Source organism: Acinetobacter sp. IRS14 (assembly GCF_034650275.1).
Taxonomy (GTDB): domain Bacteria; phylum Pseudomonadota; class Gammaproteobacteria; order Pseudomonadales; family Moraxellaceae; genus Acinetobacter; species Acinetobacter oleivorans.
Genome location: NZ_JAOVFN010000003.1, coordinates 186,155 through 201,989, shown reverse-complemented (window position 1 = coordinate 201,989; position 15,835 = coordinate 186,155). Strand labels below are relative to the sequence as shown.

At 39.0% G+C, this 15,835-nt stretch carries 16 protein-coding genes; 12 read left to right on the top strand and 4 right to left on the bottom strand.

What is annotated here, in order from left to right; genetic code table 11:
• Positions 1-245 precede the first annotated feature (245 nt).
• A complete protein-coding gene (ppsR, locus tag ODQ17_RS04620) occupies positions 246-1,082 on the bottom strand; it encodes a posphoenolpyruvate synthetase regulatory kinase/phosphorylase PpsR (protein ID WP_004791471.1) in 837 nt (278 codons plus the stop codon).
• 147 nt (positions 1,083-1,229) lie between these two features.
• On the opposite strand from ppsR, the gene ppsA reads away from it, so the two are divergent.
• From ppsA to alr, 12 genes are all read left to right on the top strand, one after another.
• On the top strand, positions 1,230-3,617 hold the full coding sequence (gene ppsA, locus ODQ17_RS04615; RefSeq protein ID WP_322902005.1) for a phosphoenolpyruvate synthase: 2,388 nt from the start codon (positions 1,230-1,232) through the stop codon (positions 3,615-3,617).
• Between the two features lie 64 nt (positions 3,618-3,681).
• Positions 3,682-4,437, top strand: a complete 756-nt coding sequence (locus ODQ17_RS04610; RefSeq protein WP_322902003.1) for an RDD family protein — start codon at positions 3,682-3,684, stop codon at positions 4,435-4,437.
• A 316-nt stretch (positions 4,438-4,753) separates the two neighbouring features.
• On the top strand, positions 4,754-5,788 hold the full coding sequence (gene cyoA / locus ODQ17_RS04605; RefSeq protein WP_004791463.1) for a ubiquinol oxidase subunit II: 1,035 nt from the start codon (positions 4,754-4,756) through the stop codon (positions 5,786-5,788).
• Positions 5,789-5,791: 3 nt separating this feature from the next.
• Positions 5,792-7,783: a cytochrome o ubiquinol oxidase subunit I gene (gene cyoB, locus ODQ17_RS04600; RefSeq protein ID WP_252059194.1), complete on the top strand. Its 1,992-nt coding sequence runs from the start codon at positions 5,792-5,794 to the stop codon at positions 7,781-7,783.
• Positions 7,784-7,787: 4 nt separating this feature from the next.
• Positions 7,788-8,408: a cytochrome o ubiquinol oxidase subunit III gene (cyoC, locus tag ODQ17_RS04595; RefSeq protein ID WP_005306751.1), complete on the top strand. Its 621-nt coding sequence runs from the start codon at positions 7,788-7,790 to the stop codon at positions 8,406-8,408.
• Complete coding sequence (locus tag ODQ17_RS04590) at positions 8,408-8,737, top strand: cytochrome o ubiquinol oxidase subunit IV (protein WP_004643325.1); 330 nt, start codon at positions 8,408-8,410, stop codon at positions 8,735-8,737. Before cyoC ends, ODQ17_RS04590 begins: the two co-directional genes overlap by 1 nt.
• A 10-nt stretch (positions 8,738-8,747) precedes the next feature.
• Positions 8,748-9,626, top strand: coding sequence for a heme o synthase (gene cyoE / locus ODQ17_RS04585; RefSeq protein WP_107880963.1), 879 nt, complete (start codon positions 8,748-8,750; stop codon positions 9,624-9,626).
• Positions 9,627-9,810: 184 nt separating this feature from the next.
• Positions 9,811-10,194, top strand: a complete 384-nt coding sequence (gene rpsF / locus ODQ17_RS04580) for a 30S ribosomal protein S6 (protein WP_004791455.1) — start codon at positions 9,811-9,813, stop codon at positions 10,192-10,194.
• Between the two features lie 11 nt (positions 10,195-10,205).
• Entirely contained in the window at positions 10,206-10,433 is a 228-nt protein-coding gene (rpsR, locus tag ODQ17_RS04575) for a 30S ribosomal protein S18 (RefSeq protein WP_004791454.1), read from the top strand.
• Positions 10,434-10,441: 8 nt separating this feature from the next.
• The gene (gene rplI / locus ODQ17_RS04570) at positions 10,442-10,888 is read left to right on the top strand and encodes a 50S ribosomal protein L9 (RefSeq protein WP_004700828.1); all 447 of its coding nucleotides are present in this window, start codon (positions 10,442-10,444) and stop codon (positions 10,886-10,888) included.
• A 198-nt stretch (positions 10,889-11,086) separates the two neighbouring features.
• Positions 11,087-12,532 (top strand): replicative DNA helicase, encoded by a 1,446-nt coding sequence (gene dnaB / locus ODQ17_RS04565; protein WP_004791451.1) that lies wholly within the window; start codon positions 11,087-11,089, stop codon positions 12,530-12,532.
• A 32-nt stretch (positions 12,533-12,564) separates the two neighbouring features.
• Positions 12,565-13,635, top strand: coding sequence for an alanine racemase (gene alr, locus ODQ17_RS04560; protein ID WP_322901999.1), 1,071 nt, complete (start codon positions 12,565-12,567; stop codon positions 13,633-13,635).
• 58 nt (positions 13,636-13,693) lie between these two features.
• Here alr and ODQ17_RS04555 read toward each other — a convergent pair whose 3' ends face one another.
• The 3 genes from ODQ17_RS04555 to ODQ17_RS04545 are packed head-to-tail and all read right to left on the bottom strand — an operon-like array spanning position 13,694 to position 15,823.
• The gene (locus tag ODQ17_RS04555) at positions 13,694-14,428 is read right to left on the bottom strand and encodes a proteasome-type protease (RefSeq protein ID WP_013197333.1); all 735 of its coding nucleotides are present in this window, start codon (positions 14,426-14,428) and stop codon (positions 13,694-13,696) included.
• A 16-nt stretch (positions 14,429-14,444) separates the two neighbouring features.
• Entirely contained in the window at positions 14,445-15,224 is a 780-nt protein-coding gene (locus tag ODQ17_RS04550; protein WP_005306763.1) for a transglutaminase family protein, read from the bottom strand.
• A 2-nt stretch (positions 15,225-15,226) separates the two neighbouring features.
• Positions 15,227-15,823, bottom strand: a complete 597-nt coding sequence (locus ODQ17_RS04545) for an alpha-E domain-containing protein (protein ID WP_322901996.1) — start codon at positions 15,821-15,823, stop codon at positions 15,227-15,229.
• Positions 15,824-15,835: the final 12 nt, after the last annotated feature.

The following is a 15,835-nucleotide window of genomic DNA, read 5'->3' as shown; positions in this document are numbered from 1 at the left end:
GCAAAATTAAATAATTAGAATTTTTAAACTTACTCAAATATATACATTTCTTTTCAATATTATTATTTTATTTCACAATTGAATTATAAAAACCTTACAGGCTGATAACTAATAAAAACGTTTTAATAACTTTTTGTTTTATATTTAAAACTTTTATTTTTCTCATGTTTTATATTTATAACCATTCAAATTACCTATAAATTAATATAAAAAATTTGAATGGTTAAAATAAAGATTTGATTAAATTAACCAATACGACGTTTTAATCCTGTCATTTGTAAAACACGCGTTGAAATTTCTTCAATCGACATTTCAGTCACGTTTAAATATTTAATCCCTTCTGAAATATAGATTCCTTCAATTGCTCTAAGTTCCATTTGGCATTGGCTAAAACTTGCATAACGACTATTCGCTTTACGCTCACTACGAATCGCAACTAATCGCTCAGCATCAATCATTAAACCAAACAATTTACTGCGATGCGGTCTTAGTACTGCTGGCAAACGGTTATCATCCAAATCTTCTTCTGTTAAAGGATAGTTTGCAACACGGATACCGAATTGAAGAGATAAGTAAATAGAAGTTGGTGTTTTACCCGAACGAGAAACGCCAATTAAGATTAAATCCGCTTTATCATAATGACGAGTACGCGCTCCATCATCATTATCAAGCGCAAAATGAACAGCATCAATACGAGCTTTATAAGATTCAGAATCGGTTACGGCATGTGTCTGCCCAACTAATGTCGTAGGAGGCGTACCTAACTCTTGTTCCAATTTGCTGATTAAACCTTCAAACACATCAAGATTAACTGCTTTAGCAGTATTAATGATTTCTCGTACGTGTGGATCAACTAAAGTATCAAAGACTAAAGGTAGGCAACCATCTTTGGTCTGACATCTATTAATTTCAATCACAACATCCATTGCCGCCTCTTCAGTTGTAATATACGGCATGATATGAATATCAAAATCAACATTGGGAAATTGTGCTAATAACGAATGTCCAAGAGTCTCGGCAGTAATTGCAGTTCCATCAGAAATAAAAAAAACGCTCCGTCTAAACTGTTTACTTTCTGACATTAAAATTCTCCTTAAACATTTGTCTTAGTGCTATATAATCTTTATAGTAAACTGATCTTACATGACTGTCGCTTAGTATAATTCTCAACTAAGCACTTTATTTTTATAATTTCATGCCAAGATAGACATTAATACTGCAAAAGTGGAGTGAAAACTTTGGAAGCGCGCGTAATCGGTCTAGAAAAATTAGGGAAACACGATGTCGAACTCGTAGGTGGGAAAAACTCATCTTTGGGTGAAATGATCAGCCATTTATCAAATGCTGGTGTATCGGTACCTGGCGGTTTTGCAACTACTGCTGATGCCTATCGTGAGTTCTTAGATCAAAGCGGTCTTAACGCTCGAATTCAAGCAGAACTTGCTCAACTCAATGTTGATGACGTAAATGCCCTTGCAGAAACAGGTGCTAAAATTCGTCAATGGATTGTAGAGACTCCACTCACTGCAAACCTAGAACAAGAAATTCGCGCCGCTTTTACAACACTTTCTAACGGCAACCCAGAAATCGCGGTTGCCGTTCGTTCATCTGCAACTGCTGAAGATTTACCAGATGCTTCATTCGCAGGTCAGCAAGAAACTTTCTTGAATATTCGCGGTATTGATAACGTTCTTATTGCGATTAAAGAAGTATTCGCTTCTTTATATAATGACCGTGCAATTTCTTACCGTGTACACCAAGGTTTTGACCATGACGTCGTTGCACTTTCTGCAGGCGTTCAGCGTATGGTTCGTTCTGAAACTGGTGCTGCGGGTGTAATGTTTACACTTGATACTGAGTCTGGTTTCCGCGACGTTGTATTTATTACAGCATCTTATGGTTTAGGTGAAATGGTTGTACAGGGTGCCGTTAACCCAGACGAATTTTACTTATCTAAACCATTATTAAATGCTGGTAGACATTCAGTTTTACGCCGTAACCTTGGTTCAAAACACCAGAAAATGATTTATGGTGAAGAAGGTTCTGCTGGTAAATCAGTTATCGTTGTTGATGTTGAGAAACAAGAGCGCCAACAATTTGCTTTAAATGATCATGAGTTACAAGAGCTAGCTAAACAAGCGCTTATTATTGAGCAGCACTACGGTGCGCCAATGGATATCGAATGGGCAAAAGATGGCGATGATGGTCAAATTTATATTGTTCAAGCTCGCCCTGAAACAGTAAAAAGCCGTCAAAATGTAGGCACAATGGAGCGTTACCTTCTTAAACAAAGAGGTACTGTTCTTTGTGAAGGCCGTTCAATTGGTCAACGTATTGGTTCTGGTAAAGTCCGTATCATTAATTCAATTAAAGAAATGGACAAAGTTCAAGAAGGCGACGTTCTTGTATCAGATATGACCGATCCTGATTGGGAACCGGTAATGAAACGTGCTGCGGCAATTATTACTAACCGCGGTGGTCGTACATGTCACGCGGCAATTATTGCACGTGAACTTGGTGTACCTGCTATTGTCGGCTGTGGTAACGCAACAGAAGTATTGACTGATGGACAAGAAGTAACAGTTTCTTGTGCTGAAGGTGACACTGGCTTCATTTACGAAGGTGCTTTAGATTTCGAAGTTCAACGTAACTCAATTGAATCTATGCCTAAGCTATCGTTCAAAATTATGATGAACGTAGGTAACCCTGACCGTGCGTTTGACTTTGCTCAAATTCCAAATGAAGGTATTGGTCTTGCTCGTCTTGAGTTCATTATTAACCGTATGATCGGCGTGCATCCTAAAGCCCTACTCAACATTGATAGCCTACCGCGTGAAACTCGTGCTGCGGTTCTAACTCGTACTGCGGGTTATGCTTCACCAGTAGATTTCTATGTTGAAAAATTGGTTGAAGGTATTGCGACCCTTGCTGCTGCATTCGGTGACAAGCCAGTTATCGTTCGTATGTCTGACTTCAAATCAAATGAATATGCAAACTTGATTGGCGGTAAGTTATACGAGCCTGAAGAAGAAAACCCGATGCTCGGTTTCCGTGGTGCAAGCCGTTATGTATCTGATAACTTCCGTGACTGTTTCGAATTAGAATGCCGTGCACTTAAAAAAGCTCGTGATGAAATGGGTTTAACCAATATTCAAATCATGATTCCTTTTGTACGTACTGTATCCGAAGCAAAACGCGTTATTGAGTTACTTGCACAAAATGGTTTGAGACGCGGTGAGAACGGCTTAAAAGTAATCATGATGTGTGAATTACCAACTAACGCTTTGTTAGCTGAACAGTTCCTAGAGCATTTTGATGGCTTCTCTATTGGTTCGAATGACTTAACTCAGTTAACGCTGGGTCTTGACCGTGACTCTGGAATTGTTTCACACCTATTTGATGAACGTGATGCAGCAGTTAAAGCGCTTCTTTCAATGGCAATCCATGCCTGCCGTAAAGCGGGTAAATATGTAGGTATCTGTGGTCAAGGCCCTTCAGATCATCCAGATCTTGCAAAATGGTTAATGGAACAAGGTATTGAGTCTGTCTCTCTTAACCCAGACTCAGTTTTAGATACATGGTTCTTCCTTGCTGAAGAAAAAATCAAGCAAATCTAATATGTTATAAAAAAAGGCCCATCCGTGGGTCTTTTTTCATCTTTAGAATAGAGAATTTTTATTTATGCAAATTTACTTGGCACGTAATAATCAACAAGCGGGGCCTTACACCTTAGAACAAGTAAATCAAATGTTGGCTAGCCAACAAATTTTGTTAACTGATTTAGCTTGGCATGAAGGCATGACAGAATGGAAAGCTTTAGGAGAATTAACCCAAGGTAAACTTGTATATCAACCTATCGGTTATTCTGTACCTGTTATAAACACCAGTAGCTCACCTAATGAAACTATTCGTCAAATTCGTGTAGAGCCTAAAATTCACGAACTTGCCTCAATTCAATCTCGAGCTTTGGCAAAAATTATTGATTTATTACTTTGGTTACCCATAGCTGCGATTCCTTCTTTTTTCTTTAATGAATCTCAATATAAGCAATTATTTGAATTGCAAAAACAAATGCAATCAGCTGAAGTTGCTTCAACTAAAGCAGCAGAGCTACAACATCAACTTTTTACTTTAATTCCTATTGAAGCTTGGCATTCTATGCTTGCTTACGTCGTAATCATGCTTGCAATTCAAGCCTTTCTTTTAACAAAATATGGGCAAAGTATAGGTAAGAAAATTGTTGGAATTAAAATTGTAGATGCCGAAAGCAATGGTAAAGTTAATTTAACTCGCATCTTCTTATTAAGAAGTGTTGTTTTCATCATACTCAACTTGTTGTTTATGCCTATTAGTACAATTATTGACTACGCTTTTGCATTAGGGCAAAAGAGACAGGCGCTACATGACAAAATTGCAAGAACAAAAGTGATCAAATGATAGTGAATGACTCATTCATTTAAGGTCTAAAAAAAAAGGAGGCACCCCGCCTCCTTTTTTCTATAGAGAGTTGATATTTAAATAAAAGCTCCATATTGATTCGATACCCTACAAAAAAAATCGGGTTTTAAAACAATTATTTCAGACTACTTTATGTATAGCTTAGTTTGTCGATATGAGGCATAATGCCCTACAACGTAGCGGTGTCATATAATTGAGAAGTCTAAATTTAAGGATTAGCGTTCTCAATCATGCGACACTTTAATCGCTATCCCATATTTAATTAGGGAATGGGACTCTTCACCGAGGTTGTAAAATGAGACAAACGATTTTAGCTGTATTGTCTTTATCAACGCTTGCCGCACTTTTGACTGGGTGTGGTGGTGATATGGTACTTCTAAACTCTAAAGGTCCAGTTGGTCAAGGTCAAAGTGACCTTATGATGACTGCGATCTATTTAATGTTACTTGTGGTGATTCCTTCAATCATCATGGCATTATGGTTTGGTTGGAAATATCGCGCGTCAAATAAAGATGCAGACTATAAACCTACATGGGCACACTCAACTACAATTGAAGTTGTAGTATGGGGTATCCCTGTCATTATTATTGGTATTTTAGCTTGGTTAACTTGGTGGGGTTCCCACAAGTATGACCCATACCGTCCTTTAGAATCAGATAAAGCTCCTTTAACTATTCAAGTTGTTGCAGAACAGTTTAAGTGGATCTTCATTTATCCTGAACAAAACATTGCAACTGTTAACGAAGTACGTTTCCCTGAAAAAACTCCGTTAAGCTTTAAAATCACCTCTAACTTTACAATGAACTCATTCTTCATTCCACAGTTAGGCGGCCAGATTTATGCAATGGCAGGTATGCAAACTCACCTTCATTTGTTAGCAAATGAAACTGGCGTATATCGTGGTTTCTCTTCTAACTACTCAGGTTACGGTTTCTCTCAAATGCGTTTCAAGGCGCATAGTGTTACAGAGCAACAGTTCAATGAATGGGTAGCAGCTGTAAAAGCGGGTAATGGTTCTACTATTAACCCAGAAGCAGTTCAAAAAACTACGCTTGACCAAGCTGAATTAGCAACCTTACGTGATGGTGACCGTTCTAAGCACCAGATCGAGCATTTAGTAAATCGTGCTAAAGCTGCTGGTGATCAAGAAGCGCTTGCTAAAGCTGAAGCTATGAAACCGTTCCCGACTAAGCCACACCCTGTGACTTATTACTCTTCAGTTGAACCACAATTGTTTGAAACAATTATCAACCATTATATGAGTAACTATCATGGTGTTGACCACTCTGCTGCGCATGCAACAGCTGAACACGCTGCTCAAGGGGAATAAGACATGGATATGATTTTTGGTAAACTGGGTTGGGACTCTATCCCGACAGAGCCAATCGTGCTTGTCACCATGGTCCTTATGGCACTTGGTGCAATTGTTGTGCTTGGCGGTATCACCTATTTCAAAAAATGGGGATACTTGTGGAATGAGTGGTTTATTACGGTAGACCATAAAAAAATTGGTATCATGTACATTCTTGTATCTGTGGTCATGCTTTTGCGTGGTTTCGCCGATGCAATTATGATGCGTCTACAACTTTTCCTCGCTAAAGGCGGCGGCGAAGGTTATCTACATCCAGACCATTACGACCAGATCTTCACCGCACACGGTGTAATCATGATCTTCTTCGTAGCAATGGGTCTTGTTGTTGGTATGATGAACATCTCTGTACCATTACAGATTGGTGCTCGTGACGTTGCATTCCCATTATTGAACTCTTTAAGCTTCTGGTTATTCGCTGGTGCTGCTGGTTTGATGATGCTTTCACTTGTATTAGGTGAATTTGCTGCGACTGGTTGGATGGCTTACCCTCCTCTGTCTGGCATTCAATATTCTCCTGGTGTAGGTGTTGACTACTATATCTGGGCACTTCAGGTTTCTGGTCTAGGTACGCTTTTATCTGGTGTTAACTTCTTCGTTACCATCATCAAAATGCGTGCACCTGGCATGAAATTAATGGACATGCCTATTTTCACGTGGACTTCACTTTGTACGGCTGTATTAATCATTGCATCGTTCCCTGTATTAACAGGTACACTTGCAATGTTAACTCTAGACCGTTACTTCGGTTTCCATTTCTTCACAAATGAGCTTGGCGGTAGCCCAATGCTTTATGTGAACTTGATCTGGACATGGGGTCACCCTGAAGTATATATCTTAGTATTACCAGCATTTGGTCTATACTCAGAAATCGTTGCAACCTTCTCTCGTAAAGCGTTGTTCGGTTACAAGTCTATGGTGTATGCAACTATCGCGATTACAGTTCTTGCGTTCGTTGTATGGCTTCACCACTTCTTTACAATGGGTGCTGGTGCGAACGTTAACGCGTTCTTCGGTATCATGACCATGGTTATTGCGATTCCTACTGGTGTGAAAATCTTCTCTTGGTTATTCACTATGTATAAAGGTCGCATCACCTTTACTACTCCAATGTTATGGACGCTTGGCTTCCTTATTACATTTGGTATCGGTGGTTTAACTGGTGTACTTATGGCTGTTCCACCTGCGGACTTCCTTGTACACAACTCATTATTCTTGATCGCTCACTTCCATAACGTAATTATCGGTGGTGTGGTGTTTGGTATGTTTGCCGGCATCATTTACTACTGGCCAAAAATGTTTGGTTGGAAGCTCAATGAAGCATGGGGTAAAGCTGCGTTCTGGTTCTGGTTCTTCGGTTTCTATTTTGCATTCATGCCACTTTATATCCTTGGTTTCATGGGTATGACTCGTCGTTTGAATACATATGACAACCCAGAATGGGATCCTTACCTTGCAATTGCATTATTTGGTGCTGTTCTCGTTGCGATTGGTATTGCATGTTTCTTAATGCAAATCATTGTTGGTTTCTTACAACGCAAAGACAACATGGACCTTACGGGCGATCCATGGGATGCACGTACGCTTGAATGGGCGACTTCTTCCCCTGCTCCGTTCTATAACTTTGCGCATGAACCAGATGCAAGCGGTATTGACCGTTTCTGGACTGACAAAGAAAATGGTGTAGCATACGCACGTAACACTAAATATGAAGACATCCACATGCCGACTGATCGTGCTGCTGGTTTTGTCATTGCAATGTTCATTACAGTTCTTGGCTTTGCACTTATCTGGCATATTTGGTGGCTCGTTGTTGTTTCATTCGTTTCAGCTGTTGTTAGCTTGATCGTAAGCTCATTCACTAAGAATGTTGATTACTACGTTCCTGCTGCTGAAGTTGAGCGTATTGAAAACGAACGCTATGCTTTACTTGAAAAACACTTGAAGAAGGACTAAGGAAATGGCTGAAGTACTTCATCACGACAACCACGGCCACGATGGTCATCATGAGCATGATGATACTGACTTAACGGTCTTTGGTTTCTGGACATACTTGATGAGTGACTTGATTCTTTTCGGATCACTCTTCATTGCGTTCGCTGTATTAAGCAGTCATATTCCACCAGGAACTCCAAGTGCATATGACCTGTTCCATGATTCATTAGGCTACGTTTTAACTGAAACATTTGCCTTATTGATTTCATCGGTAACTTTCGGTTTTGCTGTACTTGCATCTTATAAAAAGAATGTAAATCAAGTTATCACTTGGTTATTTATTACATTCCTTTTTGGTGCAACGTTCATTGGAATGGAACTTTATGAGTTCCATCACCTTGTAGAAGAAGGTCATGGTCCAACTCACAGTGCATTCTTATCATCGTTCTTTACTTTGGTTGGTACACACGGTATCCACGTAACTTCTGGTTTAGTGTGGATGTTGGTATTGATGTATCAAATCAAAACTAAAGGTTTGACATTACCGAATACACGTCGTCTAGCTTGCTTAAGCTTGTTCTGGCACTTCCTTGACATCGTTTGGATCTGTGTATTCAGCGTCGTTTACTTACTGGGAGTTCTCTAATGAGTAGTCATGACCATAATGCTGCAGGTGCGTCACACGGTAACTTTAAGCAATACACTGTTGGATTTATCCTTTCTGTTATCCTCACCATCATCCCGTTCGGGATGGTGATGGCGGGTGGTTTCAGTCGTGGAATTTTAGTTACAGTAATTGCTATCGCTGCTGTTGCTCAGGTTCTTGTACAACTTGTGTACTTCCTACACATGAATACATCATCTGAACAACGCTGGAATATGATTGCATTCATCTACACAATCTTATGTATCGCTGTGCTTTTAATCGGTTCTGTGTGGATTATGAATTACCTTCACTACAATATGATGATCTAAACTGATTGTCATGTTGAAAAAATATCTATTCCTGACTAAACCAGGAATTCTCTTCGGTAATTTCATTACCACCTTGGGCGGCTTTTTCTTAGCCGCCCAAGGCTCTATAGACATCTTATTATTACTACTCACCTTACTTGGAACAACTTTAGTTGTCGCTTCTGGTTGTGTTGTAAATAATGTGATAGACCAAGACATCGACACAAAAATGCAGCGCACGCAAAACCGTGCATTGGTCAAAAAAACCATCTCTCCTACTGTTGCACTTATATATGCATTTGTTCTTGGACTTATCGGTTTTAGTATTTTGTGGTTCGGTGTAAATGCTTACGCTTTCTTGTTTGCAATGATTGGTTTTATTGTCTATGTCGGTTTTTATAGTTTGTGGACAAAACGCACCTCAATCCATCAAACCGTCATTGGTAGTATTTCCGGAGCGAGCCCTCCTGTTATTGGTTATACAGCAGTAACACATCATTTTGATGTAGCCGCTTTACTTTTGTTTTTAGCTTACGCGCTATGGCAAATGCCACATTCATGGGCAATTGCTATTTATCGTTTTGACGATTACAAAAATGCGGGAATCCCCATTCTGCCTGTTGCACGTTCTATTTATCGCACGAAAGTAGAGTGTGTCATTTATATTGTGTTGTTTGCAGCCGTATTGAATGGTTTATATTGTTTTGGCTATACCAATATATTTTTTCTAGTAACTTTTAATGCATTAACAGCATATTGGTTCTATTTATCAATTATTGGCTTTAAAGCTGAAAATGACCAACTTTGGGCTAAACGTTTTTTCCTTTACTCGGTCATATTAATTACCCTGTTAAGTTTGAGCTTTAGCTTTACCTATCAATCCCCTGCTCCAAATCTTCCTCTCTTTTAAATAAGGGAGGATTTCCTCCTCGATAGTAAAGAAGTTTTACTTTTCTCATCAAAAGATTTGTTTTTAGTCGAACTTTTACTTATAATTCAGCCTTCGCAAATTTTGCGACATAACTTTCAAGTTATGACTCCTTGCTTCTAATTTTTTATTTATTAGGGGCTGTTTAAACCGTAAGGAGCTGACAATGCGTCATTACGAAATCGTACTTTTAGTACACCCAGATCAAAGCGATCAAGTTGTAGGTATGGTTGAACGCTATATCTCTCAGATCAAAGAAGCTGAAGGTCAAATTCACCGTTTAGAAGATTGGGGCCGTCGTCAATTGGCTTACCCAATTAACAAAATTCACAAAGCGCACTACATTCTTATGAATGTTGAGTGTGGTCAAACTACACTTGATGAGTTAGAAGAATTGTTCCGTTATAATGACGCGATCATTCGTAACCTTATCATTCGTCGTGAACACGCAATCACTGAAGAGTCATTGCTTGCTAAAAGTGCTGAAGAAAAGCGTGCGCGTAAAGCTCAACGTGAAGAAGCACAGCAAGTTGCTCAAGACGCTGAATAAGGAGAACATCAATGGCACGTTTTTACCGTCGTCGCAAGTTCTGCCGCTTTACAGCTGAGAATGTTGTGTACATCGACTACAAAGATATCGATACTTTAAAACAGTACATCACTGAAAACGGCAAGATTGTTCCTAGCCGTATCACTGGTACTAAAGCTCGTTATCAACGTCAATTAGCTCTTGCTATCAAGCAAGCTCGCTACTTGTCTTTGATTCCGTACACTGACAACCATAAGTGAGGTGATCTGTGGACGTTATCTTATTACAACGCATTAAGAACCTTGGTAAATTAGGCGATAAAGTATCAGTTAAAGCTGGTTACGGCCGTAACTTCCTTATCCCTCAAGGTAAAGCAGTTGCAGCTACTGAAGCTAACACTGCTGCTTTCGAAGCTCGTCGCGCTGAACTTGAAAAGCAAGAAGCTGAAATTTTAGCTGCTGCTCAAGCACGTGCTGAACAATTGAATGAAGTTAACATCGTTATCACTGCTAAAGCTGGTGACGAAGGTAAACTCTTCGGTTCTATCGGTACTCGTGACATCGCTGACGCTTTAACGAATGCTGGTCTTACAGTTGACCGTGCAGAAGTTCGTTTACCGAATGGCGCGCTTCGTCACACTGGTGAATTCAACATCGCAATCCAATTGCACCATGATGTTGTTGCAGAAGTTCTCGTTACTATCGTATCTGAGTAATTTCTCATCAAAAAAAGAGCATGCTTCTGCATGCTCTTTTTTTATGTGCCCTATTTTTAAAATAAGATATATTAATTCCTGATCAGTTCTTTAGTTTAATTGGTTTTTTAATTAGGTAGTTTATTTCATTTTGTTTTAAGATAGTTCTCGGCCTCACAGGCTATTTGCGTACATCTTTCTTTATCATCAGGTCTAATTATGTCTCAGGCGAATGCCACTTCTTTAACTCTTTCATCTCCAACAGAAAATAAGACGAGTGAATCAGGCCAACTTAAAGAGTTTCGCACTCCCCCACACAATTTAGCCATTGAACAGGCTGTTCTTGCGGCCTTAATGACAGTTGCCGAATCTTTTGAACAAGTCAGCGACTTATTAAAAGAAAATGATTTTTATGCAACACGTCACAAATATATCTATCGTGCCATTGAGAAACTAGCACAAGAAAACTCTCCTTATGATGCTGTATTAGTAAGTGACTGGCTCTTAAAACAAAATTTACTCGATGCAATTGGTGGCGAAGAGTATTTAATGCAGCTTATGGCTGATTCACCATCAAGTTTCTATAACTTAGAAACGTATGCCAGTAAAATTAAAGAATTCTCTACGCTTCGTAGCATGATTAAAGTTAGTACTGAAATTTTACAAAATGCTTATGACACAAAAGGTCGTGGTGTTAGTGAAATTCTAGATTTGGCCGAAACGAGTATTTTCTCTTTAGCAGAACAGCACAATAACAATAAAAAGGATGCAGGCCCCAAATCTATTAGCTCTGTTACCGCCGATGTAATTAGTAAACTTGATGAACTCTCAAAACTCGATGGCAATATTACAGGTTTAACCACAGGCTTCTTAGAACTTGATAATAAAACATCTGGTATGCAGCCTGGTGACTTAATTATTGTTGCTGCACGTCCATCGATGGGTAAAACTACTTTTGCCATGAATTTGGTTGAAAGTGTTTTGCAATATAACAAGTTACCCGCTCTGGTTTTCTCTATGGAGATGCCAGCAGACTCTATTGCGATGCGTCTTATTTCTGCAATGGGTAAAGTTCACCAAGGACATTTACGTTCGGGTAACTTAGATGCAGATGAATGGACCAAGGTGACTGGTACCATTTTACAACTTCAACAAATGCATTTGTATATTGATGACTCATCTGCTCTACCTCCAACGGAACTTCGTGCCCGTGCTCGACGCGTTGCCAAAATGCATGATGGAAAAATTGGTTGTATCATGGTCGATTACTTGCAGCTTATGAAAGTTCCTGGCATGGGTGATAACCGTGTAGGTGAGATTTCAGAAATTTCACGTAGTTTGAAAGCATTAGCAAAAGAAATGCAATGCCCAGTTATCGCACTTTCCCAGCTCAACCGAAGTCTGGAAAACCGCCCAAATAAACGCCCAGTAATGTCCGACTTACGTGAATCTGGTGCGATCGAGCAGGATGCCGACTTAATCATGTTTATTTACCGTGATGAGGTTTATAACAAAGAGTCGAAAGAAGCTGGTACCGCAGAAATTATTATTGGTAAGCAGCGTAACGGTCCAATTGGTTCAGTCCGTCTTGCCTTTGAAGGTCAATATACTCGATTTAGTAATCTCTCTCCTGAGTATTACAGCCAATATGATGATGAAGAATAAACTCTATCTCTAGCCCAAAGGAGTAAATGAGGGTGCGCCAAGCAACAGTTTATATTGATCGCAATGCGCTTCAATATAATTTAAACCGTGTCAAAGAACTCGCAGCAAATTCAAAAATTGTAAGTATGGTGAAAGCTAATGCTTATGGACATGGAATCAAAGACTGTTTAGCAGCTTTAAATGCCTCAGATGCCTTTGGTGTCGCCTGCCTACAAGAAGGTTTAGAAATTCGTGAACTCGGATTTCAACAACCTGTTACTTTAATTGAAGGGGTATTTTCTGAAGATGAAATGCCAATTGCAATTGAACAAAAATTTGAATGTGTAATTCACCATCAACAACAATTTGAATGGTTAATTAAACATAAGCAAAAATACATTGCTCAAAGTTTAAAAGTCTGGGTTAAGCTTAATAGCGGCATGAACCGTTTAGGCTTTAAAGTTACTGAAATTATTGAAGTTATTAAAAATTTAAAAGCCGAAGGATTTACCTGTGTGCTAGCGATGCATTTCGCAAATGCAGATGTAGAGCACCCGCTTAACGAACAACAAAAGCAACAATTTTTACAAGTTAAACAAGCTTGTGATCCAGTTTTAGCATCTTGCTGTAACTCTGCTGCTATTTATAAATGGCCAGAATTACATTTTGATTATGTTCGTCCAGGTATTATGCTTTACGGCGCTTCACCTTTTGCAGATAAAACAGTCCATGATCTTGACTTAAAACCAGTCATGACTTTTTCAGCAGAAGTCATTGCACTAAACCATATTCAGACTAATGAGCATGTCGGTTATGGTTCTACTTTCTGTGCAAAGCAAGCAATGGATATCGCGATCGTTTCTATAGGTTATGGTGATGGTTATCCACGAGCTTATATTAAACAGAACTATGTCGCTATTGATAAACAGCTCTGCGCAGTTGTAGGCCGAGTGAGCATGGATATGCTTGCAATCGATGTGACAGATATGCAAGTAAAATTAGGTACACCAGTCGAACTTTGGGGTGCACACCGTTTAGTGGATGATGTTGCAGATGCAAACGGAACAATAGGATATGAATTACTCTGTCGCTTAAGCAATCGCCCTACTCGTAAAAGCAGTTAAATAATAAAATAAAAAAATCCAAGCATGCTTGGATTTTTTTATTTATATATTCAAAATTTTATCGCCAATAGTCATCAGTCGGTTTTGGCATTTCCTGTAAGCCGCGACGGAGAGTATCGGACCATTGCCGACTGATTTGTGAAAAATAAGGATCATCTTCTGTAATTCGTTTTCCCATCGGAATTACAAAGCTATCTTTTATATAAATCAACGCATCTAGTGGTAAGCCGACAGAAACATTTGAACGTAAAGTCGAATCAAAAGAAATTAAGCTACAACGTAATGCATCATCTAATGGCATTGCGTAATATAAAGCTCGGTCCAGAATCGGTTTGCCATATTTACTTTCACCAATTTGAAAATAAGGCGTATCCGTCGTTGCACAAATAAAATTGCCTTGTGGATAGACATTATAAAGTTGCATGTCACCACCTTTAATCTGTCCACCCACCAAAATACTACAGGCATAATTCATTTGTTCTTGGGTGTCCGAACTAATATCCTCTAAAACAGCTTTTAAAGTTTTACCAATGAGTTCTGCTGCCTCGAACATCGTATTAACACTATATAAATTAGGCTCTTGCTGTAAAGTAAGCGCATTTTGCAAATGACCTATAACAGCTTGCGTTGTGGCTAAATTACCGGCTGTTTGCAAGGCAATAAAACGTTCTCCGGTAACGCCAAAAGTATGCAATTTTCGGAACACAGAAATATGGTCAACTCCTGCATTAGTCCTCGTGTCACTAATAAACACTAAACCTTGTTCCAATCTTAGCGCACAACAATAAGTCATTTCATTCTCTTTACATTCAACATGCCAACACTTGAACCACAGACATCATGTTCTCAACTCCACCTTGCTCTCTTACACCACGAATAGGTGCCACATCGAGATAGTCACGGCCAACTGCAAGGTAGATATGATGTTTGGGTGTAAACAACTGATTGCTTACATCAAAACAATACCACTGATTTTCTACAAATACTTCCGCCCAAGCGTGACTGGCAAGGTGCGGATAGTTTTGATCAAATAGATAACCAGAGACATAACGTGCTGGTAATTGTAGCGCACGACACATTGCAATTAAAACATGAGCATGATCTTGGCATACACCTTCTCCAGCATGAAAGGCTTCAGTTGCAGTTGTCTGAACTGAAGTACTTTCAGGCTGATAAAGTATTTTCTGTAAAATATATTCACTTAATAATGCAATATGCTGTCGATCTTTGACTACTACAATATTTCTAGCAAAATCCAACATTTCTGGATCACATCGTGTTGCACCTGTCATCTGCAAAAACAAATTTGTAGGTGTAGATAAATTTACACAACCCAGCTCTACATCTTGAAGCTCAACAATCCCTTGAGCCATGAATGTAAGATGTTGGTATTGATAGCGCTGACTAGCCGTCATCCAGACATTGTTAAATATGTCCCTTTTAATCGTTTTCTCACCTGGCACGCTAATTGCCCAATTCATAACATGTTGATGCGGCGATGTTTGAGGCATCATTTTAATATACTGAATACTGTTTTGAGCAGTTTCCGTATAGCTATAATGCGTTTGATGATTAACCATCAATTTCATAATCAGACCTCAAACATATTTTCCAACTGCTGCGTAAAAGTATAATAAGTGTCCCACGTAAGTTGCTGTTTCAGCACTTGCCAATTTTGATCTATATTCTCCCACCCTAAATCAGCAAGCCGCTTCACCAAAATATCTAGCTCCAACACCAGAGCAGATAAATCTTGCCCAAAACGTAACTCAATATCAAATTGCTCTATTTTTTGACCTAAATGCAGAAATAAACAAACATCTTCATTTTCCGCTTCTAGTATTTGAGTACATTGTTCAACAGCTTTTCTCAAGATTTCAGGTTGAGCTTCAAGCGTGTTAATAACATGATTTAATTCTGCATAAGCCTTTGATGACAATATACCTCTTAGTTCCTGAATATTATCTTTAGCAATAATGAACTGGTTCAGTAATGAAAATGTTTGCTTCTTGTCTAACATATAGTGATTTAGTAATTCAGCATTTTCTATGACCAAACCAAATGCTGCTGCAAATTTTGTTGCTTTCTCATCTTGTGTAAAGGGTAAATGAGAGGCTGCGAATTTAACTCGCATTAAATATCGACCCAACCAATATATTTGATGCGCACTCGAATTGAGTAAAACCATAAAGTTCCTCTT